We start from the raw sequence: 23,763 nt of genomic DNA, 5'->3' as shown, positions 1-23,763 counted from the left end.
TAATCAATCATGGCGCAAGTGCGTAATTTTGAAATATTTAGGCCGGGAACGTTTACCGCAATGGATGGACGTGCAATCACGTTCACAGAGTCAATGCTTAATGAAGTGGCTCAAACGTATAACCCCGCGCTATGGTCTGCACCGCTGACAATCGGACATCCCCGCGATAATCAGCCCCATCTTGGCGATACTAAGGTTGTCTACATGCGTAATCGTAGCCTCCATGTTGAAGCCGAGTTCGCAGAGCCTCTGCTGGAGGGGATAAAATCTGGCAGCTATAAGAACAGGTCAGCATCCTTTTACATGCCAGATAGTCCGGGCAACCCAACGCCGGGCAGACTCTATTTAAGGCATATCGGCTTTTTGGGTTCTGTACCGCCAGCAGTGACAGGGTTATCCCCACTCAATTTCGCAGCGTCTGTACAGGGTTCTGGATGCGCTGATTTTGCCAGCACATCCACACCGGTTTGTTTCGCTGGTATCAACGACTGTGACACATCCGCTTCTTTTGCTGTTCCTCAGCCAGATGGTTCAACAAAGCAGGCGTTTATGTGGCGCGGCAAATTGCTTTACCTCCCCGAAGTGTAATGGTTTATTTTTTATAAAGGTGATTAACATGAAAATGCCGGGAATATTTAACCTGAGTAAAGTGATGTCACAATTGGGTGATATCAAAACAAGCATGAAGAAAGAGCTTGCTGATATACGCAAGAAAACCGAACAGTTGGAAAACGAAAGGGATAAACTATTTTCCTACCATTTGAGTAAGGACGATGTGCTTAAGATCGTTTTGTTAAATATTGATCGGGCTCATTGTGAGGCGATTGAACGCTCAAAAGAATGCTTTTCCTATCTAGGATATGAGACGGTTAGAAAAGATAGAAATGGTGCGAAAATTGATAATTTTTACTACTCATTATCCAGTAACGACTCCAACATATCGTGGGTTACAAGAGCACTGGGTAGTTTTGGATTTGATAACGCTTTTCAATTTGCTTTTCTTTTTGCTCATGAAAAGTTGAAGGAAGTAGCAACAGAAATCATTAATGGCCTGCCCGATGATGAGTGGAAGCCTAAAAGTAGCATCTCTGCTGAAGAAGCAGTGGCGCGTATCTCAGTGATTAATACTGAACTGGAAGAATTGAATCAGCGTGCAGATGAATTACTAACTGAGGCGAAGAAAGCTGGTTTCAGTATTGGGTAACATCTCATATGTGTAATTCCTTTTCACATATTGAAAAAAAAGCGCGGTGAATTTATCGCGCTTTTTTGTCTTCATTTATCGCGCCTAGCATCAGTCAACGGCGGCACACCGTCGCACGCTACGCGCGACTACCCCCTTTGAGACGCCGTTTTTAGCCCACTTTTTCTTTTGCCCGTTCCGGTCAGCGAAAAAATGGGAAAACGCCTTCAAAGTGGGTAGTCGCGCCTCGCTACCGGCTTGTGGCCGGAGACTTAGCCACGACGGTGTGCGGGGCTGAAGCCCCCCAAATAAACCGACGCGTGGGCGCGTCTTTTTGCTCGCTGGGGCGACAAAATTTATTCGGCTCCCCCCGGCCTGCTCGGTTTCCCTTGGGGGAAACGCTCGCTGGTGGGCTCGGGCGACGCAAATTAGCAATTTCTGCGAAATTGAATTTACTCGCCTCACGCCACGGTTGAATGCCTGCGAGGCGCAGGCATTCAACCGCCTAGCCCAGTCGCGTTCTGCGTCGTGGCTGAATGGCCTGTTGAGCGCTGTCAGCGTTGTGAAAATAAAACGTGCTGGCATGTCTTCCCCCCGCTGGAACCAGCCAGTAGGGAAGGCTATCGGGAAAGGGCGGTGTTGCCTGCAAACAACTCAATATTTAATATCAAGAATTATGGGTGCTCAGTTATGGCAGTAAAAAAGCCCTGACCGTGAGTCACCCACGGCAGAGCTTTAATCAGGCAGAACATATTCAGATGGTTATCTGGCGGTGAGTGAGTGTGCGCGTTTGTGCATCGTGGTAAGGGCAGGGATGAGTAAACTGATTGCGGTTAACCCATGACCCAACTGGCACAAGCTTTCCGGCGTCGATTCGCACACGTCATTATCGGCAAAGGTAATCAGCGCATCGCCAATGAAATTCAGGCAATGGCAAAGCCCGGCCTGTGTTTCGGCGCAATACTCTGTCACCTGCGAGAGTTCGTCATTGTCCATGTTTGAAAAGTCCAGACGCGCCAGAGCGGCACTCATGGCGGAGTAACGGTTCTCATAATCCGGCAGTGATTGATAAGACGAGCCCGTGTTACTATTGGTGTCAGCCATAGCATTAGTCCTCATAATGTTGTGGTCAGAGGCCCGGTTAGTGTTCCTAGCACTGCCGGGCTTCGTTCTTTACTGTTGCAAAACGCCATGTAATTGCGGTGTAATTACAACTATACCATGCTATGGAATTTGTAATTACAATGTCAAGTGAAAAATCAAAAACAGACCAGTATCAAATTCGGCTGTCCCACGAGTTTCGTGCGCAGTTAGAAGAACAAGCCCGTAAGGATGGCGATAAGACATTGGCTACGTGGATCAAGCGTGTTCTGCGTAAGGAACTCCAGACTCGCGGTATTGAACCAAAAGGCTGAACGGTGGTTTGAGCCAGTCGATGTAGCAAATCCTAACGTGTAAGATACGTTTAGCAGAATGCTCGAATGGTTTTATGACAACGCTCCTGACGGGTTTTCTATCACATAGAAAGCCCGTCAGGAGCCAACAAGCGCAGCGCGTTAGCCAACCGTATAACTTCGCGCATAAATATACGGCGCGACGTAGCCCTCGCGGTTTACGTCCAGATAATCCGACCACCATTGCATCATTTCGATTCTGGCTTCCAGATGTTCGGCTTTATGCACATAAGCCGCCCGCACGCCGTTGCGCTCTTTGTGGCTCATCTGTCGCTCAATCGCATCCTTTGACCAGCGTCCGGACTCGTTCAGGGCGCTACAAGCCATGGTTCTGAAACCGTGGCCGCACACCTCAGTTTTTGTGTCATAGCCAATCACGCGCAGCGCTTTGTTGATGGTGTTTTCACTCATCGGCTTGTTTAGCGTATGTGCGCCGGGAAAAACGAAGACCGATTCGCCGGAATGCGCCTGAATCTGTTTCAGCAGGGCGACCGCCTGCCGTGACAGTGGCACCAGATGTTCATCCTTCATTTTTGCGCCACGCCCTGAGAATCGCACGCCGTCTACCGCTTCACGCTGGGCGGGTACGCTCCAGATATGCGCTTTCAGATTGAATTCATCCCAGCGGGCAAAGCGGAGTTCACTGGAGCGCAGAAAAACATGCAGATTCAGCTCCAGCGCAAGACGGGTCAGCATCCGGCCTTTGTAGTTCTCCATCTTCTCCAGCAGTTCAGGCAGGCGTTTTAGCGGCAGGGCGGGGTGATGTTGGGTCACGACCGGGGTCACGACGCCATCTAAATCGTAAGCCGGATTGTATTTGATGACGCCCTGCTGCACGGCGTGGCGCATGATTTTAGTCAGATGCTGGCGCACCCGTCCGGCGACGTCATGCACGCCTTTATCGTCAATCGCCTTAACCAACTGCGCAAGATGGCGGGTTTCAACCTGCGTGATATCCATCGTGCCAATCGCGGGGAAAACGTAGCGTTTCATGCAGATGAGGATTTTATCGGCGTGCGCGTCTGACCAGAGCTTGAGGTTGCTGGTGTGCCATGCTGTCGCGACATACTGAAAAGTGTGGGATTCATCAACGGCGGGGTTGTTCGATTTACGAAGCTGAGAAGGGCTGAGTCCAGACGCCAGCAACTTACGTGCTGCATCGCGCTTTTCGCGAGCTTCTGCCAGTGTGATTTGAGGGTAGGGGCCAAAGGCCAGACGGCTTTCTTTACCGCCGAAGCGATAGCGGAAATACCATAGCTTAGCGCCGCTGGTGGATACCGTGAGGTACAGGCCTTGCGAGTCAGTGAGTTTGTAAGATTTTGCGAGAGGTTTCGCGGATCGGACTTTGCTGTCAGTTAACATGTGAGGGTCACTCCCGTTCATCGAACTGAATGACCCACAATCTGACCCACAAATTCCCCGATACGAAGGGATAAATCAAAGCGCATCGGAAAAGATTTTCACGCCAACTTATTGAATCACAACAATATAGGGATTTATAAGGAAGCATAAAAAAGGAAAGGTGGTGCCCGGACTCGGAATCGAACCAAGGACACGAGGATTTTCAATCCTCTGCTCTACCGACTGAGCTATCCGGGCAACGGGGCGCATTAAACCGTATTGGCCGCGTGTCGTCAACGGGTTTATCAATGAAAGCATGGAAAACCCTACTGACTGCCGACTTTTCAGCCAAAATGCGGGCTTTACCGCATTTTGTGCCTGAAATCAGGTGAGTGCACCGTTTTTGCGGCACAGTGCAAAGCGTAGTACATCCTCTGCTAAGCGTTGAGCGGTGGCGATGCTGGCGGCCTGATGCTTGACCAGCAGGTTGCTCAGGCAGCCTTCCAGAATCAGTTCCATCTGCTGTGCCACCATTTCGGGATCGTCGGTTTCCAGTTCTTCCAGCAAATCGCGAGTGTACTGGTAAGACGCTAGCTTCTGCTGTTCCGCAATCTGGTGGATAGGGTGATTGATATCAGGGAAAAAGCTGCACGCCGCAATAAACAAGCAGCCCGGATAACGCTGTTTGTTCACCGATTCGTGTAACACCTGATAGCGTGCCAGTAGCTTTTGCTCAATGCTTTTCTCGTCATCCAATAGTAGCTGACGCCGCCAGGTATCGACTTGCTGGCTGTGGTGACGCAGGCCGTCGTACAGCAGTGCTTCACGATCTGGCCAGAATGGCGTCAGTTCCTCTACCGGAACGCCTAGTCTCTCCGCCAGCATATCCAGCGTCGTCATGGCAAAGCCGTGCTGCTCCAGCAGAGTAAGCGCATGTTCAAGAACATCTTCCCGTTGCATTAGGTCTCCTCCAGAAGCACATATAGGTATACCCGTCATACTTCAAGTTGCATGTGCGTTGGCTTCGCTCAAATACTCGGCCCGTCGTGGGCCTCGCCCTGAAGGGCCGCTGCAAGCAGCGTTCAAATCTGCTCCCGGCAGATTTGTCACCCGAATCACTTACCGATGTAAGCTCATCGGGATGCCTTCGCTTGCCGCCTGCCTGAAACTCGAATTATTTAGAGTATATAGTCGTTTATGGGCTGAACTTCTGTAAATGTGCCTGAAATTGTTCAGCATTCATAAAACCGGTGACGCGCGAGCCGGGGATTTCTTTCCCCTGAGCGTCAAAGAATACGATGGTCGGCAGCCCTAAAACCTGTAGCTTTTTCAGCAGCGCATTTTGTTCTTCGCGGTTAGCGGTGACGTCCGCCTGTAGCAGCGTGATGCGCGACAGATGGTTTTGCACAGCCGGGTCGCTGAACGTGTATTTCTCGAACTCTTTGCAGGCAACGCACCAGTCAGCGTAAAGATCGAGCATAACAGGCTGAGCGCTCTTTGCCAGCGCGCTGTTGAGATCGGCAATATTGGCGACAGGGGCGAAGTTCAGTGCTGATGTGTGGGCTTGTGCCACGCCAGCCGGAGGAAATACCCAGTCTTGCAGCGGCTTGGCGCTGATCACCACGCCTGCCAGCAGCAGTAGCTGTGCGCCACGCATCCAGCCTTTGTTGCTGCGCAGCGTCAGCATAAGTGCCCAGCCGAAGAAGGCGATACCCAGTGCGCCCCACAGTCGCACTCCCCACGTCTCACCGAGAATGCGTTCCAGCAGGAAGACGGGCAGTGCCAAAATAATGAAACCAAACGCTTCCTTAACGTACTGCATCCACGGGCCGCTGCGTGGCAGCAGTTTATTGCCGAACAGCGTGACCAGAATGAGCGGTAAGCCCATCCCGAGCGCGTAGAGATAAAGCGTGCCACCGCCTGCCAGCATGTTGCCGCTCTGGGCGATATAAAGCAGGATGGCGCTGAGCGGCGCGGTGGTGCAGGGGGAACAAATCAGACCTGCCAGCGCGCCCATGCAGAATACGCTCGTAACGGAGCCGCCTTGCTGACGGTTACTCCACTCTGTCAGCCGGGTTTGTACCGATGATGGGAGTTGGAGCGTATACAGGCCAAACATAGAGAGCGCCAACGCGGCAAACATCACCGACAGGCCAATCAGAATGTACGGATGCTGGAGCGCAGCCTGAAAACGCAATCCGGCCGCGGCAACAACCAGCCCAAGTAGCGTGTAGGTTAGCGCCATACCCTGAACATAAGTCATCGATAGTAGCAGCGTGCGGCGCGGTGTTAGCTGTTCTTTTCTGCCCAGTACCAGACTGGCAATTAGCGGGTACATTGGCAGGACGCAGGGGGTAAAGGCGACGCCGATGCCAATCAGCAGCGCCCACCACGGCGAGAACGGCATCGGCGTGGCCTGCGGCGTCTGGGCTGATGCGGTATTCGATGTATCCGCGCCTGCGTTAGCCAGCACCTGATTGAGCGGTACGGTTCGCGTTTCTGGCGGATAGCAGAAACCTGCATCGGCGCAACCTTGATAGGTCACTTTGACGGTTGCACCGCTCTCTGCCTGTTCAATGGGAACCGCTAGCGCCAAGCGATCCCGCAGAATAAAGACCTGACCGAAAAACTCGTCGTTATGGCTTTCGCCTTGTGGCAACGCTATCTTGCCGAGTGCGGCACCGTTTCCTTCGATCTTGATTTGTGCACGGTACAGGTAGTAATCGGGATGGATATCCCAGCGCAGATTAAGCTGGTTCCCCTGCTGCTGAAACTCAAAGGCGAAAGCCCCATCGACCGGCAGAAAGCGCGACGTCGCGCTGTTGCCAAACAGTTTCTGACCGAAAGAAGAGGCGGCCACATTGGATGTGCCGACAGCTGTCCATAACAGGAAAATCAGCGTAAAGATGCGTTGAGCCATGTCAGATAATCGCCATCGCCCCCAGATACCGGCAGGGCTAATAGCTCTGGCGTATCATAAGGGTGTTGTTGTTTCAGATGAGTCAGCAGGGCTTGCTGATGTGAGATATCGCTTTTTATCAGTATTTGTACTTCTGATTGCTGCTCAAGCTTGCCGTCCCAATAGTAGAGCGAACGAGCACCGGGCAGCAAGGTGACGCAGGCGGCAAGCCGCGTTTCCAGCAGCGAATGGGCAAGCTGTTGTGCACAGGCCTCGTCAGGTGCGGTACATAATATGACGACGGCATCGCAAAGCGGGCGGTCAGACATCATATCCTCCGTGTCAGATGAACAAATTCCAGACAACCAGAGCCACACTATACCTTGCTTTATTTGCGCGAGGAAATGATACGGATCGACCTGTCAGGCCGATCCGCGAGGGGCTATTCGAAGGATAATTTTTAGATCAGGATGCTGCCGAGGATAAAGCCAAATATCACCGACAGTGTAATCGCCATTACGCCGGGAATCAGGAAGGAGTGGTTAAACACAAACTTGCCGATGCGCGTTGAGCCGGTATCGTCCATCTCCACCGCTGCCAGCAGGGTTGGATAGGTTGGCAGAACGAATAGGGCGGAAACAGCAGCAAAAGACGCCACCGCCGTGACTGGTGATACGCCCAGCAGCAACGCCGCAGGCATCAGCGCTTTCGCTGTTGCCGCCTGCGAATAAAGCAGCGTGGCAGCGAAGAACAGTACAACGGCCAGCATCCACGGGTAGCTTTGCAGCAGTGCGCCTGCGGTGTCCTGAATATCGGAAATATGCGCTTTAACAAAGGTATCGCCTAGCCAGGCAACACCCATTACGCAGATACAGGCGCTCATGCCGGATTTAAATGTGCTGGCAGAGAGGATACGCGCGGTGTCGATTTTGCAGGTGATGCAAATCAGCGTAGCGATGGTCAGCATGAAGACCACGATCGCTTCATTACGTGGCAGAACGGGGTTTTGAATCAGCCCAACCGTGCCGCTGATCGCTGTCGCATACAGAACGACCGCAACGATGCCGATCAGAAATAGCACCACGGAAAGTTTGGCGCCCGGTTTGATCTCATGCTGGCTATTACCGCGTAGCGTGGTTTCACCTTTTTTCAGACGTTCCTGATAAATTGGGTCGTCTTTCAGCTCTTTACCCAAGAAGTTAGTCACTATCGCCGTCAGCATGATCGCAGCCAGCGTGGTAGGAATACAGATCCCCAGCAGCAGCAGGTAGCTAACCCCGTGTGGTTCAAGAATACCGGCGACAAACACCACCGCCGCTGAGATTGGCGACGCGGTAATCGCGATTTGCGAGGCGACAACGGCAATCGAAAGCGGGCGAGAAGGGCGAATTCCCTGCTCTTTGGCGACTTCGGCGATAACCGGCAGGGTGGAAAACGCGGTGTGCCCGGTTCCAGCCAGAATCGTCATAAAGTAGGTGACCAGCGGCGCGAGAAAGGTGACGTATTTCGGGTGCTTACGCAGCAGTTTCTCCGCCAGACTGACCAGATAATCCATTCCGCCCGCCACCTGCATTGCGGCGATGGCGGCGATAACGGCCATGATAATTTCAATGACATCAAAAGGGATTACGCCAGGTTTTATCTGAAACCCCAGCGTAAGAACAAGCACTCCCAGGCCACCGGCGAAACCAATGCCGATACCTCCCAGTCGTGCCCCCAAATAGATGGCGAGCAGAACGATCAGTAACTCAAGACCAAGCATGACTATGCTCCTTAATTAATAACAAAAATTTCATAACTTATTCTTATGGCTGTATGCAGCAAAAAATAAAGGCACGCGGTTCTTCGTGAACGGACGTGCCTGATAAAAATTAAACGTTGGTGTTAAGGAAGCTCGTTTTCATCGGTATAGCGTTTGGCTTTGTAAGCCGGATGCATCAGGTTCTGGATGGAGAAAATGTCATCCAGCTCCGCTTCTGTTAGCAGACCTCGCTCCAGTACGACTTCACGCACGCTCTTGCCCGTTTCCGCACAGATTCTGCCGACGATATCGCCGTTGTGGTGGCCGATGAACGGGTTCAGATACGTCACGATTCCGATAGAGTTGAAAACATAGGCTTCGCAAACGTCCTTATTGGCGGTGATGCCGTTGACGCATTTCTCCAGCAGGTTGTAGCAGGCGTTGGTCAGGATATGAGTCGATTCAAACATCGCCTGACCGATAACCGGCTCCATCACGTTCAACTGTAATTGCCCGGCTTCTGATGCCATGGTGACGCAGGTGTCGTTACCGATGACCTTGAAGCACACCTGATTGACGACCTCCGGCACCACGGGATTCACTTTTGCGGGCATGATCGAAGAGCCCGCCTGTAATTCCGGCAGGTTGATTTCATTCAGGCCAGCGCGAGGACCTGAAGAGAGCAGACGTAAGTCATTGCAGATCTTCGATAGTTTCACCGCCAGACGCTTCAGAGAACTGTGGACCATGACATAGGCACCGCAGTCTGACGTGGCTTCGATCAAGTCTTCTGCTGGTACGCACGGCAGGCCACTGACTTCTGCCAGACGCTGCACCGCCAGCTGTTGGTAGCCGTCCGGCGTGTTCAGACGCGTACCGATTGCGGTAGCCCCTAGATTGACCTCAAGCAGCAGTTCCGCCGTGCGCAGTAGGTTTTTGATTTCCTCTTGCAGCAGTACGTGAAATGCATGAAATTCCTGGCCGAGCGTCATTGGTACGGCGTCCTGCAACTGGGTCCGCCCCATCTTCAGAACGTCTTCGAACTCGCTGGCTTTACGCTCGAAGCCAGCGCTCAACTTCGCTATCGCATCCGTCAATTTGAGTATGGCTGCGTAGACTGCGATACGGAATCCGGTAGGGTAGGCGTCATTGGTGGATTGGCATTTATTCAGGTGATCGTTGGGGTTCAGATACTGGTATTCGCCTTTCTGGTGGCCCATCAGTTCCAGACCAATATTGGCTAATACTTCGTTGGTATTCATGTTGACCGACGTGCCAGCGCCCCCCTGATACACATCCACCGGAAACTGATCCATGCATTTGCCGTTATTCAGTACTTCATCACAGGCGCGGATGATGACATCGGCAATTTTTTTCGGGATAGTTTGCAGCTCTCTGTTCGCCAGCGCGGCGGCTTTTTTCACCATGACCATGCCGCGCACGAACTCAGGAATGTCGCTGACTTTATTGTTACTGATATAGAAGTTTTCGACGGCGCGCAGAGTATGAACGCCATAATACGCGTCTGCGGGAACTTCTCGGGTGCCTAACAGGTCTTCTTCAATACGGATGTTTTCTGACATGAAAATTCCTATCCTGTTGTACGACTAGTGAGGTGGCTAGACGTTGTGGGCTGGTTTTTCAGATGGCCTTACTTCGGAAAATAGCGCGACTACGGATAAACCGTCTTCTCTCGGCAATAGTATTGGGATGTTTGACCAACCATATATCCATTGCCGTGAGGATATGTCGTTGTGACAGTGAAAAATAGGTGTTTAGATCACTATACTGGCGTTCTCTACCGTTACGGTAAATGAACTGTGATTGTAGTCACGAGTCATTATTTTAGAACAATAATCGTGGAGTGGCGGCTTGAAAACGTGCAAAGGCGTACCCATTTAACTAAATCATGATGTGCCAGATCGCAGAGCAGAGCGTGTGCCTTACCTAATCCATTAGGAGTAAAGCGTATCTGGATTTTCAATCGCGATGGCTTAACACGTTTTCATTAACACACGTTCTTATTAACGACAGTACGCGTTAAAAAACACAGGAGAACCGGGTGCGCTGGTTACCGTTATTACTGATTTTTCTTTTAGCTTACATCGAGATATCGCTGTTTATTCAAGTGGCTGAAGTGCTGGGCGTCGCCATGACCCTGCTGCTGGTGGTCTTCACGTCCTGCGTGGGCGTCTCACTGGTGCGCAATCAGGGGATGAAAACGCTGGTGCAGATGCAGCAGAAAATGGCGGCAGGTGAAAGCCCTGCGGCTGAAATGGTAAAAAGCGTTTCACTGGTGCTGGCTGGCTTCCTGCTGCTGATTCCGGGCTTCCTGACCGACTTTCTGGGGCTGTTGCTGTTACTGCCGCCAGTACAGAAAAGCCTGACGCTCAAGCTGATGCCTCACTTACACATCTGGCGTTCTGGTCCTGGAGCAGGCCCCGGTGCGTCGTCTTCTGGCGGGAACACCTTTGAAGGTGAATACCAGCGTAAGGACGGTGGGCGCGGAAATATTGAACATCGCGACGATCGAGATGACCGCTAACGTTGCGACAGTTTGAAAAATCGCTAAGGATTATCATGTTGATAATCCTTATTTTTTATCTGCTATCGGTAATACATAGCCGCCTAACGCAAAAAAAATGAATTGTCTCCCTTGAAGGGCGATTAAACGCCCCCACTTAGAAAACCACAAGGCCGATTATGAAAAGCATAATCGTTATGAAAACATAGTTGTTATGAAGACATCGTCGGCGTTTATCCTAAACCGATATGGACTTTCTCAAAGGAGAGCTATCAATGAATATTCGTCCATTGCATGACCGCGTGATCGTCAAGCGCAAAGAAGTTGAGTCAAAATCTGCTGGCGGTATCGTACTGACTGGTTCCGCTGCTGGTAAATCTACCCGTGGTGAAGTTCTGGCCGTAGGTCACGGACGTATCCTGGAAAATGGCGAAGTGAAGCCGCTGGATGTGAAAGTGGGCGACATCGTTATTTTCAATGATGGCTATGGCGTGAAAGCAGAGAAGATCGATAACGAAGAAGTGTTGATCATGTCTGAAAGCGACATTCTGGCAATTGTTGAAGCGTAATTGCGCGTAATCATCTGAACTGAACGAATTTAAGGGAAATACACCATGGCAGCTAAAGACGTAAAATTCGGTAATGACGCTCGCGTAAAAATGCTGCGCGGCGTGAATGTACTGGCTGATGCAGTGAAGGTTACCCTGGGCCCGAAAGGCCGTAACGTAGTTTTGGATAAATCCTTCGGTGCACCGACCATTACTAAAGACGGCGTATCTGTTGCGCGCGAAATCGAGCTGGAAGACAAGTTCGAAAACATGGGCGCACAGATGGTGAAAGAAGTTGCCTCTAAAGCGAATGACGCAGCAGGCGACGGCACCACGACCGCAACCGTATTGGCGCAGGCTATCATCACTGAAGGCCTGAAAGCTGTTGCAGCGGGCATGAACCCGATGGATCTGAAGCGCGGTATCGATAAAGCTGTTATCGCTGCTGTTGAAGAGCTGAAAGCACTGTCTGTACCGTGCTCTGACTCTAAAGCTATTGCTCAGGTGGGTACCATCTCTGCTAACTCCGACGAAACCGTAGGCAAAATGATTGCCGAAGCAATGGACAAAGTCGGTAAAGAAGGTGTTATCACCGTTGAAGAAGGTACTGGTCTGCAAGACGAGCTGGACGTGGTTGAAGGTATGCAGTTCGACCGTGGCTACCTGTCTCCGTACTTCATCAACAAGCCAGAAACCGGTGCGGTAGAACTGGAAAGCCCGTTCATCCTGCTGGCTGACAAAAAAATCTCCAACATCCGCGAAATGCTGCCAGTTCTGGAAGCCGTAGCGAAAGCGGGCAAACCACTGGTTATCGTTGCTGAAGACGTTGAAGGTGAAGCGCTGGCAACGCTGGTAGTTAACACCATGCGCGGCATCGTGAAAGTGGCTGCGGTGAAAGCACCTGGCTTCGGCGACCGTCGTAAAGCAATGCTGCAAGACATCGCTACGCTGACTGGCGGTACCGTTATCTCTGAAGAGATCGGTCTAGAGCTGGAAAAAGCGACGTTGGAAGATCTGGGTCAGGCAAAACGCGTTGTTATCAACAAAGACACGACTACTATCATCGATGGTACGGGTGAAGAAGCTGCGATCCAGGGCCGTGTTGCTCAGATCCGTCAGCAGGTTGAAGAAGCGACCTCAGATTACGACAAAGAAAAACTGCAAGAGCGTGTGGCTAAACTGGCTGGCGGCGTAGCCGTTATCAAAGTTGGCGCAGCAACTGAAGTTGAAATGAAAGAGAAGAAAGCACGTGTTGAAGATGCCCTGGCTGCGACTCGCGCCGCGGTAGAAGAAGGCGTGGTTGCGGGTGGTGGCGTGGCGCTGGTTCGCGTTGCCGCTAAACTGGCTTCTCTGACTGCTCAGAACGAAGATCAGAACGTGGGTATCAAAGTTGCGCTGCGCGCGATGGAAGCTCCACTGCGTCAGATCGTTTCCAATGCCGGTGAAGAGCCGTCTGTGGTTGCGAATTCTGTTAAAGCGGGCGAAGGTAACTACGGTTACAACGCAGCAACTGAAGAATACGGCAACATGATCGATTTCGGTATCCTGGACCCGACCAAAGTTACCCGTTCTGCGCTGCAATTTGCCGCTTCCGTTGCTGGTCTGATGATCACCACCGAATGTATGGTCACCGACCTGCCGAAAGGCGATGCGCCTGATTTAGGTGCTGCTGGTGGCATGGGCGGTATGGGTGGTATGGGCGGCATGATGTAGTGCGACGAGAGTCGTGTAGGTAGCTAGCCTGGCGGACTACTTCCATAGTGAGTATTAACGGATGTTATGCTCACTATTTCCCGCTAAATTAGCACAAATATGATAAATGTCCGATGTTCCGGACTTTAAGTGCCTCCGGAACATCGGCTCTTCGCTAAGCGAAGAACTAACTTCTGGATATGGCTTTAAAGTCAGAATCCCCTAAAACTTACAAATGTATTAACTGTTATAACTATTTGAAATTTATCAAATATAGTAACGATTATAACTATTGTAACGTCCAAAAGATTCACGCTGAAGTAAGTTGAGGTTTGACTTGTGATGTAGCGGGGTAACTATCGTCTTTATCAACACTATGTGTACTAGCGCCTACCGGTGTGAAGCTGTACTGATGATTGTCTGACTGTATCGCTGTTTGATGCAGAGCCAGACCTGTTATGTAACTAACAGTAGCCTAGGAGCAGCGCGTTACCAGTAATGGTGAGGTGTGAGAGCGTTCTGACAATGTACTCCTCGATGTGTGGGCATTGCGTTACCGTGAGGTAAGCAATGGATTTTGCCAGTAGCAGGCGGATGAGAGGCTAGGCTGGATCATAGGGTTAACGTTAAGTGAACTGTTGTAAGCACCGTCAGCCGCAAGCAGCAAAAGCTACTGATATGCTGTGACCAAAAGGTACAGGGTCGGTTATTCCTTTTACATCTGGGAATACGTTGCCATCAGACCTTCGGTGTATAGGCAGAACCTAAGTGATTCGTGTCATGAGTACGGAACTCGGTAAGCCCGTATTTTTGCCCTTGTGGCAGGGGAGTCGTAAGACAAACTGTTGAGAGTGCGGGTAGAGGAGGTTGGAAGAAGCGAATGCCATTCTTTAATCGAGTGGATAAGGGGTTAAATGTTCCCCTACCGGAAACGGGGCAGACTTCTGGCTGGTCTTTAATTGTGTGCAGTACTGTAAAGCAAATCTAACGTGACAGAAAGTTGGTTAAGGTGGTTCATACCCACCTTAACCAGACCCTTGCGGGAGCAAAAGATAACTCCTGCAAGGGGGCTGTCCGTCTGCTTTCGCTCGGGGCTTTCTAACCAAAAGCACTGAGGAGAGTAGCAAGATGAGTACGTTAATAAAAGTATCTGCGCTTTCCGGCAGGGCGGAAGACTGGCACCAGATTAACTGGCATCAGATACACCGTCAGGTCAGAGGGCTACAGATACGAATCGCAAAGGCAACGGAGCAGAAGCGCTGGCGTAGGGTGAAAGCCCTGCAAAGGATGCTGACGCGCTCGTTTGCAGCTAAAGCATTGGCTGTCAGGCGAGTTACCGAAAATCGAGGCAAAAAAACAGCCGGAGTGGATCGCCAGTTGTGGGACACTCCCGGAAGTAAGTGGCAGGCGATCGACCAGCTAAAACGGACAGGTTACAAACCCTATCCGTTAAGGCGTGTTTACATTCCCAAGAGCAACGGCAAACTCCGTCCTCTGGGTATACCGACGATGAAAGACAGAGCGATGCAGGCATTATATCTGCTGGCACTTGACCCCGTCTCGGAAACAACGGCAGACCGCAACAGCTATGGATTCCGTCCGGCACGTTCGGCGGCAGATGCGATTGAGCAATGTTTTGTTAATCTCAGTCGTAAAAGCTCTGCTGAATGGGTACTGGAAGGCGATATAAAAGGGTGTTTTGACAATATCAGCCATGACTGGTTACTTGCCAACATTCCGTTGGATAAACAGGTACTCGGAAAATGGCTGAAAGCGGGATTTATGGAATCCGGTCGGTTACACCCGACGGAGGCTGGTACACCACAGGGAGGCATTATTTCCCCCGTACTGGCGAATATGGCACTGGATGGGCTGGAAGCGGTGTTAGAAACCCATTTTGGGAAGAAAAACACCAAAGCCAGTTACAAAACCAAGGTCAATTATGTGCGTTATGCAGATGATTTCATCATCACTGGCATTTCTCAGGAGTTGCTGGAAAATGAAGTCAAACCCCTTGTCGAGGCCTTTATGGCGGAACGAGGACTGCAATTATCACCAGAAAAAACGGTGTTGACGCATATTTCCGAAGGGTTTGATTTTCTGGGGCAGAACGTGCGCAAGTACCACGGCAAAATGCTGATAAAGCCTGCGGCTAAGGGATTGCGCAATCACCTCCAGAAAGTCCGGCAAATAGTGAAGCGTAATGCGGCGTCAAAACAGGGTGACCTGATAAGGCAACTTAATCCGGTACTACGGGGTTGGGCAAATTATCATCGTCATATTGTTGCCAAAGAAACGTTTAGCTATATCGACTATCGCGTCTGGAAGTTGCTCTGGCGCTGGTCATGCCGTCGACACGGTAATCGCAACAAGTACTGGGTGAAGCAGAAGTATTTTCACTCGGTTGGGAGCGAGAACTGGGTATTCCAGAGTATCGATGCGGATAACGGCCTGCAAAGGTTGGTGTCTTGCAAAGATATCCCGATTAAACGTCACATTAAAATCAGGTCTGAGGCTAATCCATACGATCCGGTTGACGAGTTGTACTTCGAACAGCGGCAAGTTAAGCGCTGGAAAGAAGGTAAAATGCAGCGTGGAAAACTGAGATTGATTTGGGAGCGGCAAGGCCATCGGTGTCCGATCTGCCACCAGATATTCAGAGATAATGATGATTGGGATCTCCATCACATAATCAGACGGGTAGACGGCGGTGGTGACGAAATCGAAAATTTAATGATGTTACATCCTAATTGCCATCGAAAAATTCACAGTAAAATTTCTTATGAATGGGGTTGAAATATAACCATGTGTCACCATGTTATGAATGTCTCCAGCTCAATGGGAGATACACTAGACAGCTAAGTCTCCTGCGACTCCCGGGGATAGTGCGTTAATAAGTGGGAGTTACTCTGGAGAAATAATATGAATGATACATGGGAAATCTACAAAGATAGCTCAAATGAATGGCGCTGGCGTCGCACTGCTTCCAACGGTCGTATCGTTGGAGCATCAAGTCAGGGTTATGTAAATCGTGTTGACTGCGTAGCAAATGCACAACGTAACGGTTATACCGGTAGTTAAGGTAAACCGCTCGTTGTGCTGATTTATACTCTATTTAACAGCAAACAAAACGTTGTCGGCCCAAACATTAGTGCGGGCTTATAAAGGCTTGAGCCGTATGCGGGGAAACTCGCACGTACGGTTCTTAGGGGGCGGCGGCGCAGTAATGCGCCGCTGCTACCCGACATGTGACACTCCTGCCACCGGAAGCCATTTTCCGGTGACTGGCGGTCAGGTTACAGAAGCTCGTCTTTCTGTCCTTTAAAGAGCACTATCCGGTCGCGATACCGGGTGGTGCTTTTTTTATGCGCCTCTTTTCTATCAATCAATTCAATGCATTATTGAGATAAGCATACTTGTGCTTGTTGATTTCCCACCAAACTGCTGTGTGAATGACTAAAGAGGTATCGCGATGGCTGGCGCGTAACCAGCCACATTGCCAAAATGTTGCCACATCGGGGATGAATTGGTTTATAGCGTGTTATCGGGGGAAGCATTCTGCGCTACAATAGGGGCGCTTACTTTATTTACGAATGCTTTATCGATAAGCAACCCTGTCTGGAGTAGGGACAATGTCTGACGATGCGTCAACGCTTTTGCGCACCATATCCTGGTTTACTGAACCCCCTTCGGTATTGCCTGAACACATTGGTGACTGGTTGATGGAAACCAGTTCCATGACGCAGCGGCTTGAAAAATACTGTGCCCAACTGAGGGTCACGCTTTGTCGTGAGGGTTTCATTACGCCACAGGTATTGGGCGAAGAGCGCGATCAACTCCCTCTTGATGAACGTTACTGGCTGCGTGAAGTCGTGCTGTATGGTGACGATCGCCCTTGGCTTTTCGGCAGAACGATTGTCCCACAACAGACGCTCGATGGTTCAGGCTCAGCGTTGACCAAAATAGGCAATCAGCCGTTAGGCCGTTATCTGTTTGAGCAAAAATCGCTGACGCGTGATTATATTCATACCGGATGTTGCGAAGGTTTATGGGCGCGGCGTTCCCGCCTGTGTCTTTCGGGGTATCCGTTACTGTTGACTGAGCTTTTCTTACCGGAATCACCCGTTTATTACACACCTGGTGATGAAGGTTGGCAGGTAATTTGAGGAGATAAATCCTTGGAAAGAAGTGTTACAGCAGGGAAATGGCTGGCTTATTGTCGCTTGATGCGAATTGATAAACCGATAGGTTCTCTGTTACTGCTGTGGCCAACGCTATGGGCGCTGTGGCTGGCGGGAGGGGGAACACCTGCACCGTGGACGCTCTTTGTTTTTGTCGCTGGCGTTTTCCTTATGCGTGCGGCGGGTTGCGTTATCAATGATTATGCCGACAGGCATTTTGACGGCCATGTAAAACGTACGGCTTCTCGCCCCTTGCCCAGCGGCGAGGTGAGCGAGCAATCAGCCAAAATTCTGTTCGTGGTTCTGGTCTTGTTGGCGTTTGGTCTGGTGTTGACGCTGAATAAGATGACTATTCTATTGTCTGTCGCCGGGCTGGCGCTGGCATGGGTTTATCCGTTTATGAAACGAATTAGCCATCTGCCTCAGTTCGTGCTGGGGGCGGCGTTTGGCTGGTCGATTCCGATGGCCTACGCCGCGGTCAGTGAAAGCTTGCCCGTGACCTGCTGGATGATGTTTTTGGCGTATATTTGCTGGACGGTGGCTTACGATACGCAATATGCGATGGTGGATCGTGATGACGATCTGAAGATCGGTGTGAAGTCTACTGCGATCTTATTTGGTCGTTTTGATAATCTCATTATCGGGCTATTGCAGTTGAGTATGCTGGCCTTGCTGCTGATTTTAGGAAAGATCACCGGGCTGGGAACCCCCTACTATATCTCGCTGTTGGTCGCTGGCGGGATGTTTATCTATCAGCAAATACTGACTGCCGGGCGCGAGCGCGATGCCTGTTTTAAGGCATTCCACAATAATAAATATGCGGGTATGGCGATATTTATTGGCGTACTGTTTGGGCTGTAAGGTAGAAGTAGAGACAAAAAAGCAGCGATTTCTCGCTGCTTTTTTTATTGACGGCTCGTCACGCTAAATGCGTCCACGGCTTGATGGCGGCGTGTTATCCACCATTTTACCGTGGTTCCTGCCTGACTATTCCTGCTTTACCTCTTCCACCGTCTGACCGGCTGTTTCCATTTCGGCAGACGAACTGGCACTTTCGATAGTCAACCTAACTTCCGGGGTGATCAAATCGCCAAGGATGTTGTAGATTGCCACGATATCACCTTGCGCTGCTTCCGCACTGTCGGTGATATATCCGGCTGTGCGTAACGTCGCGACCAGCGTTGAGAACACCGCTTTATCGAAAAACTCCGGCGCATTAATACCGTGCAGAACAGACAGACGCTGTGCCATATTTCGGCTTTCTTTCTCCAGCGTGCCACGGTTGATTTCTGGGTTCGCGCACAGCAAAGACAGCGTAATCGCATAACGTTGCAGCGTCTCACGCACACCGGCTGATAACAGTTGCAGCGTACGGATGCGTGGTGGATTAATGGCGAGTTCGCCGCCACGGCTACACAGCAACTGTTGTCGAACCAGTTCATTAGCTAGTGTTTCCAGCACGCCCGGTAATTGCTCTTTGGAATAATGCAGGAACAACTCGGCTTGCAGCAGCGGATAGATTAGCGTGATTTGTTGCACGACGTCGGCGAGAGTAATCCGACGATGATGAATGACGATACTGGCGATCAGCGACGGCAAGACCAACAGGTGCTGGATATTATTGCGATAATACGTCATCAGAACCGCTTGCTCGCGCGGCAGAATGATGATGTCACCAATACTGTCCTTCTCTACTTCAAACTTGTTCATGCCCAGCGCGTGTTCCAACAGTTCATCCGCTGTCTTCTTAGGCGCTGTAATATCTTTGTGGTAAGGCACTTGGCGCAGTAGTTGCAGGTAGCAGTCTAGCTGTTCATGCATTTGCTCACGGGTCAGAGAACGCTGGCGCGATGCTAACAGGGCGGTAGAGCACAGGTTCATTGCGTTCGCTGCCGCAGAGTTATTGATGCGCACCATGATATCCATGGAGATATCCTGCACTGTCGGCGTTAGCCAGCTTGGGCGCTGTGCCTCAATCGGGTCAATCGCGTCACGCCATTGCGGCACATGCTGGTTCAGATAGGTGGTCAGCGGCAGAGGTTCGCCGAAGTTCACATAGCCCTGACCCAGATTACGCAGCTTGCGCAAACCGCGCACCATCTGCATAAAGCCTTCTTTTTCCTTCACCGCGCCGCGCAGCTCTTTCGCATAGGTGCCGACTTCCATCACGTGCTCGTAGCCGACATAAATCGGCACCAGTGTGATAGGGCGCGTGCCGCCTCTTAGCATAGCCTGAATGGTCATCGCCAGCGTACCGGTTTTGGGCTCTAACAGACGTCCCGTGCGCGAACGCCCGCCTTCCATGAAGTATTCAACGGAATAACCACGGGCAAATAGCTCGCCCAAGTACTCGCGGAAAATTGTGGAATAGAGCTTGTTACCTTTGAAGGTCCGGCGAATAAAGAACGCACCAAGACGGCGGAAGATGGGACCCGCCGGCCAGAAATTAAGATTGATACCTGCGGCGATGTGCGGCGGAACTAAGCCTTGATGATACAGAACGTAGGACAGCAGCAGGTAATCCATATGGCTGCGGTGGCAGGGCACATAGACAATACCATGACCATCCTGCGCCAGTTGTCGCACGCGTTCGGCGTTATGGACGTTAATCCCCTGATAAAGACGGTTCCACGTCCAGCTCAATACGCGATCTGACAGACGCACCGCTTCGTAAGAGAAGTCGGCAGCGATTTCCTCCATCAGCGCGATTGCATTTTGCTGCGCTTTCTCGTGGGAAATCTTCTTACTGCGCGCCTCATCGTCTACGGCTTTCTTGATCGCTTTGGAGTCCAGCAGCTTGTTAAATAGCTCCTGACGTACGGGTAAGCGTGGGCCAACTGCCGCCAAACGCTGACGGGAGAAATGCATACGCGCGACACGCGCCAGTTTGTGGGCTATGGTTTTGTCAGTACCATGCTCGGTCGCCATATAGCGCAGCGACACCGGGCTGGAGAAGCGGACAAAGCTGTCACGGCCTAGCCACAGTACGGCGAAGAATTTCTCGATGCCGTTGAGCAATCGCAGGTGTGGTGTGGCCTGAGAATGGCCTTCCCGACCTGGAGAACGCCCAAACATCACGGAAACCGGCACCATCTGCACATCTAAATCTGGATTGGCACGGTGCAAGTCCAGATAGTCGTGGAACAGTTTGACGGATTTCTGCTTGGGAACGTAGTAGCGGAAAACGCGCGGCCCGTCATTAATAAAGACATGGCTGGGGAGTTCGACGCCATTGAATTCGAACGGCTGCGAGGGATCGGGTAACCCCAATGCCAGACATTTCGCACGTAGCGTCAATAGGTCCGCCTGAGAGTTATAAGGCAGAACATAGAGTATAGGACGTGAGGGATCTAACCCCAACTCGACCACCGGATCTGCGGGAATAACTTTGCTTTTCACCAACAGTTTCAGTGGGAGATTCAATAGTTTATAGTAAATTTTACGCCAACCTGACATAACAACATGGAGCCTCTTGTTAGCAACGCGCCGCAAGGATACCAGAAACTGCGCCAGAGATCTGTGGTGATGAGACAACGTAAGCGCGTTAAAATGCGAACTATTTTGCATATACTCGTCATACTTCAAGTTGCATGTGCGTTGGCAGCGTTCAGTCACCCGAATCACTTACTTGAGTAAGCTCATCGGGACTCCCTCTCTTGCCGCCTGCCTGAAACTCGAATTATTTAGAGTCTAAAAATGGAGGATAAATGAATAAAGCAACGGGGATGACCCGGATTATTAAGGCTACCGGTTATTCCTTTAAGGGGCTGAAGCAGGCCTGGCAGCACGAGGCGGCGTTTCGTCAGGAAACGATACTGACGGTTGTCGGTATTATTATTGCGTGTTTACTACCGGTGACGCTGGTTGAAAAACTGCTGCTTATCGGATCTGTTGTGTTGATTATGCTGTTTGAACTGGCTAACAGCGCCATTGAAGCCGTCGTCGATCGCATTGGTTTAGAGCACCACGAATTGTCCGGTCGGGCGAAAGATATTGGGTCAGCGGCCGTCTTTGTTGCCATCTTGTTAGCTGCTGTCGTATGGGGCAGTATCCTCTGGCAACATTTTGCCTGACGCTCCGCATAAATGAATAAAAGTCAGGGGCTTTGCCTATATCTCGATTCCCAATTGTGCCTTACCTGTATATACTCACAGCAAGACTGTATAAACAACCAGGGGGCGGAATGAAAGTATTAACAGCAAGGCAGCAGCAGGTTTATGACCTGATCCGCGATCATATTGCGCAAACCGGAATGCCGCCAACGCGGGCGGAAATTGCCCAACAGCTGGGGTTCCGCTCTCCAAATGCGGCTGAAGAACATTTGAAAGCGCTGGCGCGTAAAGGCGTGATTGAAATTGTTTCGGGCGCGTCTCGTGGTATTCGTCTGCTCATGGAAGAAGAGACGGGAATTCCTCTGGTTGGTCGTGTCGCCGCAGGTGAACCTCTGTTGGCACAGGAACATATCGAATGCCGCTATCAGGTTGACCCCGCTATGTTTAAACCTAGCGCCGACTTTTTGTTGCGTGTTAGCGGTATGTCGATGAAAAATATTGGTATTATGGATGGCGATTTGCTGGCCGTACATAAAACAGAAGATGTGCGCAACGGTCAGATTGTGGTGGCGCGTATTGACGATGAAGTAACGGTGAAACGTCTGAAGAAGCAGGGTAATACAGTGCATCTTCTCGCTGAAAATGAAGAGTTCGCCCCTATCGTTGTCGACCTGCGTCAGCAAAGTTTTTCGATAGAAGGTTTAGCGGTTGGCGTTATTCGTAACAGCGACTGGAGCTAGCCGTTCGTAAAAAACGATAGCCCAAGGGCTATCGTTTTTTAATAGGAATAGTATGGTCGTGATCGCAATGATCCGGCTGTTTGCATGATGCCACTTCCTGACAGTCTCCACACAACCCATGTGCTTCCACAACGCTGTGACGCAGCGTAAACCCTGACTGCTGCGCCAGACTGCGTAGCGTTTCTTCTACACCTTCGGTTTGACGTTCAGTGACTTGCCCGCAGCGGTCGCAGATGAAAAGGGCAGACGTATGACTGTGATCTTCGATATGGTGACACAGCACATAGCTGTTGTTTGATTCAACGCGGTGGATAAAGCCCTGTTCCAGCAGGAAGTCCAGTGCGCGATATACAGTGGGCGGTTTAGCCTGAGGTTCTGTGAGTCGTAGAAGATCCAGCAGGTCATAAGCGCTGATAGCTCCCGTTTGCTGTGCCATAAGGCGTAGAACCTCCAACCGCTGTGGCGTTAGACGCACAGCGCGCTGCTGACAAATCTGTTCAGCCTGGGCAAGAAGTTTGTCCTGTTTGGTTGAATCCATTGTCATATCACCCTGACACATTGAGGAACAAGACAGATATCTTACCACGGCTGAATAAAAACGCCGAGCGAGTGGCGCTTTCCTGCGAAGACGATGGGAAGAGGAACTACACGACCAGATCGATGAGCAGCGCTCGCAAAGGAGATTCTGCCTGTAGCGTCAACGCTGTTTCTTCCTTGATGAAAGCACCATCGCCGCAGTGTAATGTTTCACTGTGCCGATCGCTTTTCACCGTCATTGAACCGTGAATCAGTTGGAGATATGCCTGATTCCCTTGTAGCACTATCGTGCTTTGTTCATTCGGCTGGAGATCGACATGGTGAATCCAGACCTGTTGGCGCAGTTGTAGACTATCCTGCTCGCCTTCCGGTGACGCGAGCAGAGTATGACTTGATGAATTGAGCCCCATGCGTTGCAGCGGGCTGTTCTCTCTGGTTTGGCAGGCATTCAACCATAATTGTAGGCGCGTCAACGGGCTGCTGGGGTTGGTATTATGTTCGCTATAGCTGACGTTTGGTTGAGTGGCAAGCAACAAAACATCGCCAGCTTTAGCCTGAATATGGCCGCCGTTGCTGTCACGGTATTCTGCTTCGCCCTGAAGAATAATGTTCAGGATATCAACCCGTGGGTAAGTTCGCGGCTGGAATGATGCCCCCGGTGCCAGTACTTCCTGATTGAGCACGCGAAGAGAAGCATAGCCCAGTAACTGTGGGTCAAAATAGTGACCGAAAGAGAAAGTATAGCGTGCCTGCAACCAGCCATAATCGGCCTGGCCGCATTGCCCGGCTGCTCTTCGTGTGATCATAATTTTTATCCCCCAGATAATTATTTCTTAAACCGATAGTAATTGTGTGGACGTTGGATTGTTAG

General features: G+C 50.9%; 22 protein-coding genes and 1 tRNA gene. 12 read left to right on the top strand and 11 right to left on the bottom strand.

The annotated features are described in order from the left end of the window. Window positions 1-9 precede the first annotated feature (9 nt). Both A6301_RS22200 and A6301_RS22195 read left to right on the top strand, forming a co-directional pair. Entirely contained in the window at window positions 10-588 is a 579-nt protein-coding gene (locus A6301_RS22200; protein WP_234258769.1) for a hypothetical protein, read from the top strand. A gap of 28 nt (window positions 589-616) precedes the next feature. Beyond that, window positions 617-1,204, top strand: coding sequence for a hypothetical protein (locus A6301_RS22195; RefSeq protein WP_234258768.1), 588 nt, complete (start codon window positions 617-619; stop codon window positions 1,202-1,204). A 741-nt stretch (window positions 1,205-1,945) separates the two neighbouring features. Here A6301_RS22195 and A6301_RS22190 read toward each other — a convergent pair. Continuing rightward, window positions 1,946-2,287, bottom strand: coding sequence for a hypothetical protein (locus tag A6301_RS22190; protein WP_203449935.1), 342 nt, complete (start codon window positions 2,285-2,287; stop codon window positions 1,946-1,948). Window positions 2,288-2,427: 140 nt separating this feature from the next. Here A6301_RS22190 and A6301_RS22185 point away from each other — a divergent pair, with 140 nt between their 5' ends. Continuing rightward, entirely contained in the window at window positions 2,428-2,598 is a 171-nt protein-coding gene (locus A6301_RS22185) for a hypothetical protein (protein ID WP_234258767.1), read from the top strand. A 141-nt stretch (window positions 2,599-2,739) separates the two neighbouring features. Here the strand turns inward: A6301_RS22185 and A6301_RS22180 are convergent, their stop codons facing one another. From A6301_RS22180 to aspA, 7 genes are all read right to left on the bottom strand, one after another. After that, window positions 2,740-3,999, bottom strand: coding sequence for an integrase arm-type DNA-binding domain-containing protein (locus A6301_RS22180; RefSeq protein ID WP_234258766.1), 1,260 nt, complete (start codon window positions 3,997-3,999; stop codon window positions 2,740-2,742). Window positions 4,000-4,160: 161 nt separating this feature from the next. Then, window positions 4,161-4,236, bottom strand: a tRNA-Phe gene (locus A6301_RS22175). 126 nt (window positions 4,237-4,362) lie between these two features. Continuing rightward, the gene (locus A6301_RS22170) at window positions 4,363-4,938 is read right to left on the bottom strand and encodes a transcriptional regulator (protein ID WP_014914059.1); all 576 of its coding nucleotides are present in this window, start codon (window positions 4,936-4,938) and stop codon (window positions 4,363-4,365) included. Window positions 4,939-5,173: 235 nt separating this feature from the next. Next, window positions 5,174-6,898, bottom strand: a complete 1,725-nt coding sequence (locus A6301_RS22165; RefSeq protein ID WP_234258765.1) for a protein-disulfide reductase DsbD — start codon at window positions 6,896-6,898, stop codon at window positions 5,174-5,176. Beyond that, the gene (cutA, locus tag A6301_RS22160; RefSeq protein ID WP_234258803.1) at window positions 6,874-7,206 is read right to left on the bottom strand and encodes a divalent cation tolerance protein CutA; all 333 of its coding nucleotides are present in this window, start codon (window positions 7,204-7,206) and stop codon (window positions 6,874-6,876) included. Before cutA ends, A6301_RS22165 begins: the two co-directional genes overlap by 25 nt. Before the next feature lie 131 nt (window positions 7,207-7,337). Continuing rightward, a complete protein-coding gene (locus A6301_RS22155; protein WP_107170162.1) occupies window positions 7,338-8,639 on the bottom strand; it encodes an anaerobic C4-dicarboxylate transporter in 1,302 nt (433 codons plus the stop codon). A 122-nt stretch (window positions 8,640-8,761) separates the two neighbouring features. Continuing rightward, window positions 8,762-10,201 carry an aspartate ammonia-lyase gene (aspA, locus tag A6301_RS22150; protein ID WP_234258764.1) on the bottom strand — a complete coding sequence of 480 codons (1,440 nt, stop codon included), beginning with the start codon at window positions 10,199-10,201 and terminating at the stop codon, window positions 8,762-8,764. Between the two features lie 479 nt (window positions 10,202-10,680). On the opposite strand from aspA, the gene A6301_RS22145 reads away from it, so the two are divergent. The 7 genes from A6301_RS22145 (at window position 10,681) to ubiA (ending at window position 18,424) form a co-directional block, all read left to right on the top strand. Next, window positions 10,681-11,163 (top strand): FxsA family protein, encoded by a 483-nt coding sequence (locus tag A6301_RS22145; protein ID WP_205540946.1) that lies wholly within the window; start codon window positions 10,681-10,683, stop codon window positions 11,161-11,163. A 254-nt stretch (window positions 11,164-11,417) separates the two neighbouring features. Beyond that, complete coding sequence (locus A6301_RS22140; RefSeq protein ID WP_005971295.1) at window positions 11,418-11,711, top strand: co-chaperone GroES; 294 nt, start codon at window positions 11,418-11,420, stop codon at window positions 11,709-11,711. Window positions 11,712-11,756: 45 nt separating this feature from the next. Next, entirely contained in the window at window positions 11,757-13,403 is a 1,647-nt protein-coding gene (gene groL / locus A6301_RS22135) for a chaperonin GroEL (protein WP_107170159.1), read from the top strand. Between the two features lie 1,107 nt (window positions 13,404-14,510). Next, a complete protein-coding gene (ltrA, locus tag A6301_RS22130; RefSeq protein WP_234258763.1) occupies window positions 14,511-16,178 on the top strand; it encodes a group II intron reverse transcriptase/maturase in 1,668 nt (555 codons plus the stop codon). 126 nt (window positions 16,179-16,304) lie between these two features. After that, complete coding sequence (locus tag A6301_RS22125; RefSeq protein ID WP_110163443.1) at window positions 16,305-16,463, top strand: DUF1508 domain-containing protein; 159 nt, start codon at window positions 16,305-16,307, stop codon at window positions 16,461-16,463. A 551-nt stretch (window positions 16,464-17,014) separates the two neighbouring features. Then, window positions 17,015-17,548: a chorismate lyase gene (ubiC, locus tag A6301_RS22120; protein WP_107170157.1), complete on the top strand. Its 534-nt coding sequence runs from the start codon at window positions 17,015-17,017 to the stop codon at window positions 17,546-17,548. Between the two features lie 12 nt (window positions 17,549-17,560). Next, window positions 17,561-18,424 (top strand): 4-hydroxybenzoate octaprenyltransferase, encoded by an 864-nt coding sequence (gene ubiA / locus A6301_RS22115; protein ID WP_205540947.1) that lies wholly within the window; start codon window positions 17,561-17,563, stop codon window positions 18,422-18,424. A gap of 126 nt (window positions 18,425-18,550) precedes the next feature. Here ubiA and plsB read toward each other — a convergent pair whose 3' ends face one another. Further along, window positions 18,551-21,019: a glycerol-3-phosphate 1-O-acyltransferase PlsB gene (gene plsB, locus A6301_RS22110; RefSeq protein WP_234258762.1), complete on the bottom strand. Its 2,469-nt coding sequence runs from the start codon at window positions 21,017-21,019 to the stop codon at window positions 18,551-18,553. 251 nt (window positions 21,020-21,270) lie between these two features. Between plsB and A6301_RS22105 the strand changes: the two genes are divergently transcribed. Together A6301_RS22105 and lexA are read left to right on the top strand one after the other, a co-directional pair. Then, window positions 21,271-21,636, top strand: a complete 366-nt coding sequence (locus A6301_RS22105; protein WP_107170154.1) for a diacylglycerol kinase — start codon at window positions 21,271-21,273, stop codon at window positions 21,634-21,636. Between the two features lie 110 nt (window positions 21,637-21,746). Beyond that, window positions 21,747-22,355 carry a transcriptional repressor LexA gene (lexA, locus tag A6301_RS22100; RefSeq protein WP_005971310.1) on the top strand — a complete coding sequence of 203 codons (609 nt, stop codon included), beginning with the start codon at window positions 21,747-21,749 and terminating at the stop codon, window positions 22,353-22,355. Between the two features lie 28 nt (window positions 22,356-22,383). On the opposite strand, the gene zur is transcribed toward lexA, so the two are convergent. Further along, window positions 22,384-22,893, bottom strand: coding sequence for a zinc uptake transcriptional repressor Zur (zur, locus tag A6301_RS22095; protein ID WP_205540949.1), 510 nt, complete (start codon window positions 22,891-22,893; stop codon window positions 22,384-22,386). A gap of 106 nt (window positions 22,894-22,999) precedes the next feature. Beyond that, window positions 23,000-23,698 carry a pirin family protein gene (locus A6301_RS22090; protein ID WP_205540951.1) on the bottom strand — a complete coding sequence of 233 codons (699 nt, stop codon included), beginning with the start codon at window positions 23,696-23,698 and terminating at the stop codon, window positions 23,000-23,002. Window positions 23,699-23,763: the final 65 nt, after the last annotated feature.

The sequence above is a fragment of the Pectobacterium sp. IFB5596 genome (assembly GCF_021432585.1).
Classification (GTDB): domain Bacteria; phylum Pseudomonadota; class Gammaproteobacteria; order Enterobacterales; family Enterobacteriaceae; genus Pectobacterium; species Pectobacterium punjabense.
The sequence above is the reverse complement of the archived record's forward strand: the minus strand, read 5'-3'. Positions and strand labels throughout refer to the sequence as shown.

Coding starts and splice junctions, on each gene's coding strand:
- A6301_RS22200 (WP_234258769.1), top strand. CDS start 10: ATGGCGCAAGTGCGTAATTTTGAAATATTTAGGCCGGGAACGTTTACC.
- A6301_RS22195 (WP_234258768.1), top strand. CDS start 617: ATGAAAATGCCGGGAATATTTAACCTGAGTAAAGTGATGTCACAATTG.
- A6301_RS22190 (WP_203449935.1), bottom strand. CDS start 2,287: ATGGCTGACACCAATAGTAACACGGGCTCGTCTTATCAATCACTGCCG.
- A6301_RS22185 (WP_234258767.1), top strand. CDS start 2,428: ATGTCAAGTGAAAAATCAAAAACAGACCAGTATCAAATTCGGCTGTCC.
- A6301_RS22180 (WP_234258766.1), bottom strand. CDS start 3,999: ATGTTAACTGACAGCAAAGTCCGATCCGCGAAACCTCTCGCAAAATCT.
- A6301_RS22170 (WP_014914059.1), bottom strand. CDS start 4,938: ATGCAACGGGAAGATGTTCTTGAACATGCGCTTACTCTGCTGGAGCAG.
- A6301_RS22165 (WP_234258765.1), bottom strand. CDS start 6,898: ATGGCTCAACGCATCTTTACGCTGATTTTCCTGTTATGGACAGCTGTC.
- cutA (WP_234258803.1), bottom strand. CDS start 7,206: ATGTCTGACCGCCCGCTTTGCGATGCCGTCGTCATATTATGTACCGCA.
- A6301_RS22155 (WP_107170162.1), bottom strand. CDS start 8,639: ATGCTTGGTCTTGAGTTACTGATCGTTCTGCTCGCCATCTATTTGGGG.
- aspA (WP_234258764.1), bottom strand. CDS start 10,201: ATGTCAGAAAACATCCGTATTGAAGAAGACCTGTTAGGCACCCGAGAA.
- A6301_RS22140 (WP_005971295.1), top strand. CDS start 11,418: ATGAATATTCGTCCATTGCATGACCGCGTGATCGTCAAGCGCAAAGAA.
- groL (WP_107170159.1), top strand. CDS start 11,757: ATGGCAGCTAAAGACGTAAAATTCGGTAATGACGCTCGCGTAAAAATG.
- ltrA (WP_234258763.1), top strand. CDS start 14,511: ATGAGTACGTTAATAAAAGTATCTGCGCTTTCCGGCAGGGCGGAAGAC.
- A6301_RS22125 (WP_110163443.1), top strand. CDS start 16,305: ATGAATGATACATGGGAAATCTACAAAGATAGCTCAAATGAATGGCGC.
- ubiC (WP_107170157.1), top strand. CDS start 17,015: ATGTCTGACGATGCGTCAACGCTTTTGCGCACCATATCCTGGTTTACT.
- plsB (WP_234258762.1), bottom strand. CDS start 21,019: ATGTCAGGTTGGCGTAAAATTTACTATAAACTATTGAATCTCCCACTG.
- A6301_RS22105 (WP_107170154.1), top strand. CDS start 21,271: ATGAATAAAGCAACGGGGATGACCCGGATTATTAAGGCTACCGGTTAT.
- lexA (WP_005971310.1), top strand. CDS start 21,747: ATGAAAGTATTAACAGCAAGGCAGCAGCAGGTTTATGACCTGATCCGC.
- zur (WP_205540949.1), bottom strand. CDS start 22,893: ATGGATTCAACCAAACAGGACAAACTTCTTGCCCAGGCTGAACAGATT.
- A6301_RS22090 (WP_205540951.1), bottom strand. CDS start 23,698: ATGATCACACGAAGAGCAGCCGGGCAATGCGGCCAGGCCGATTATGGC.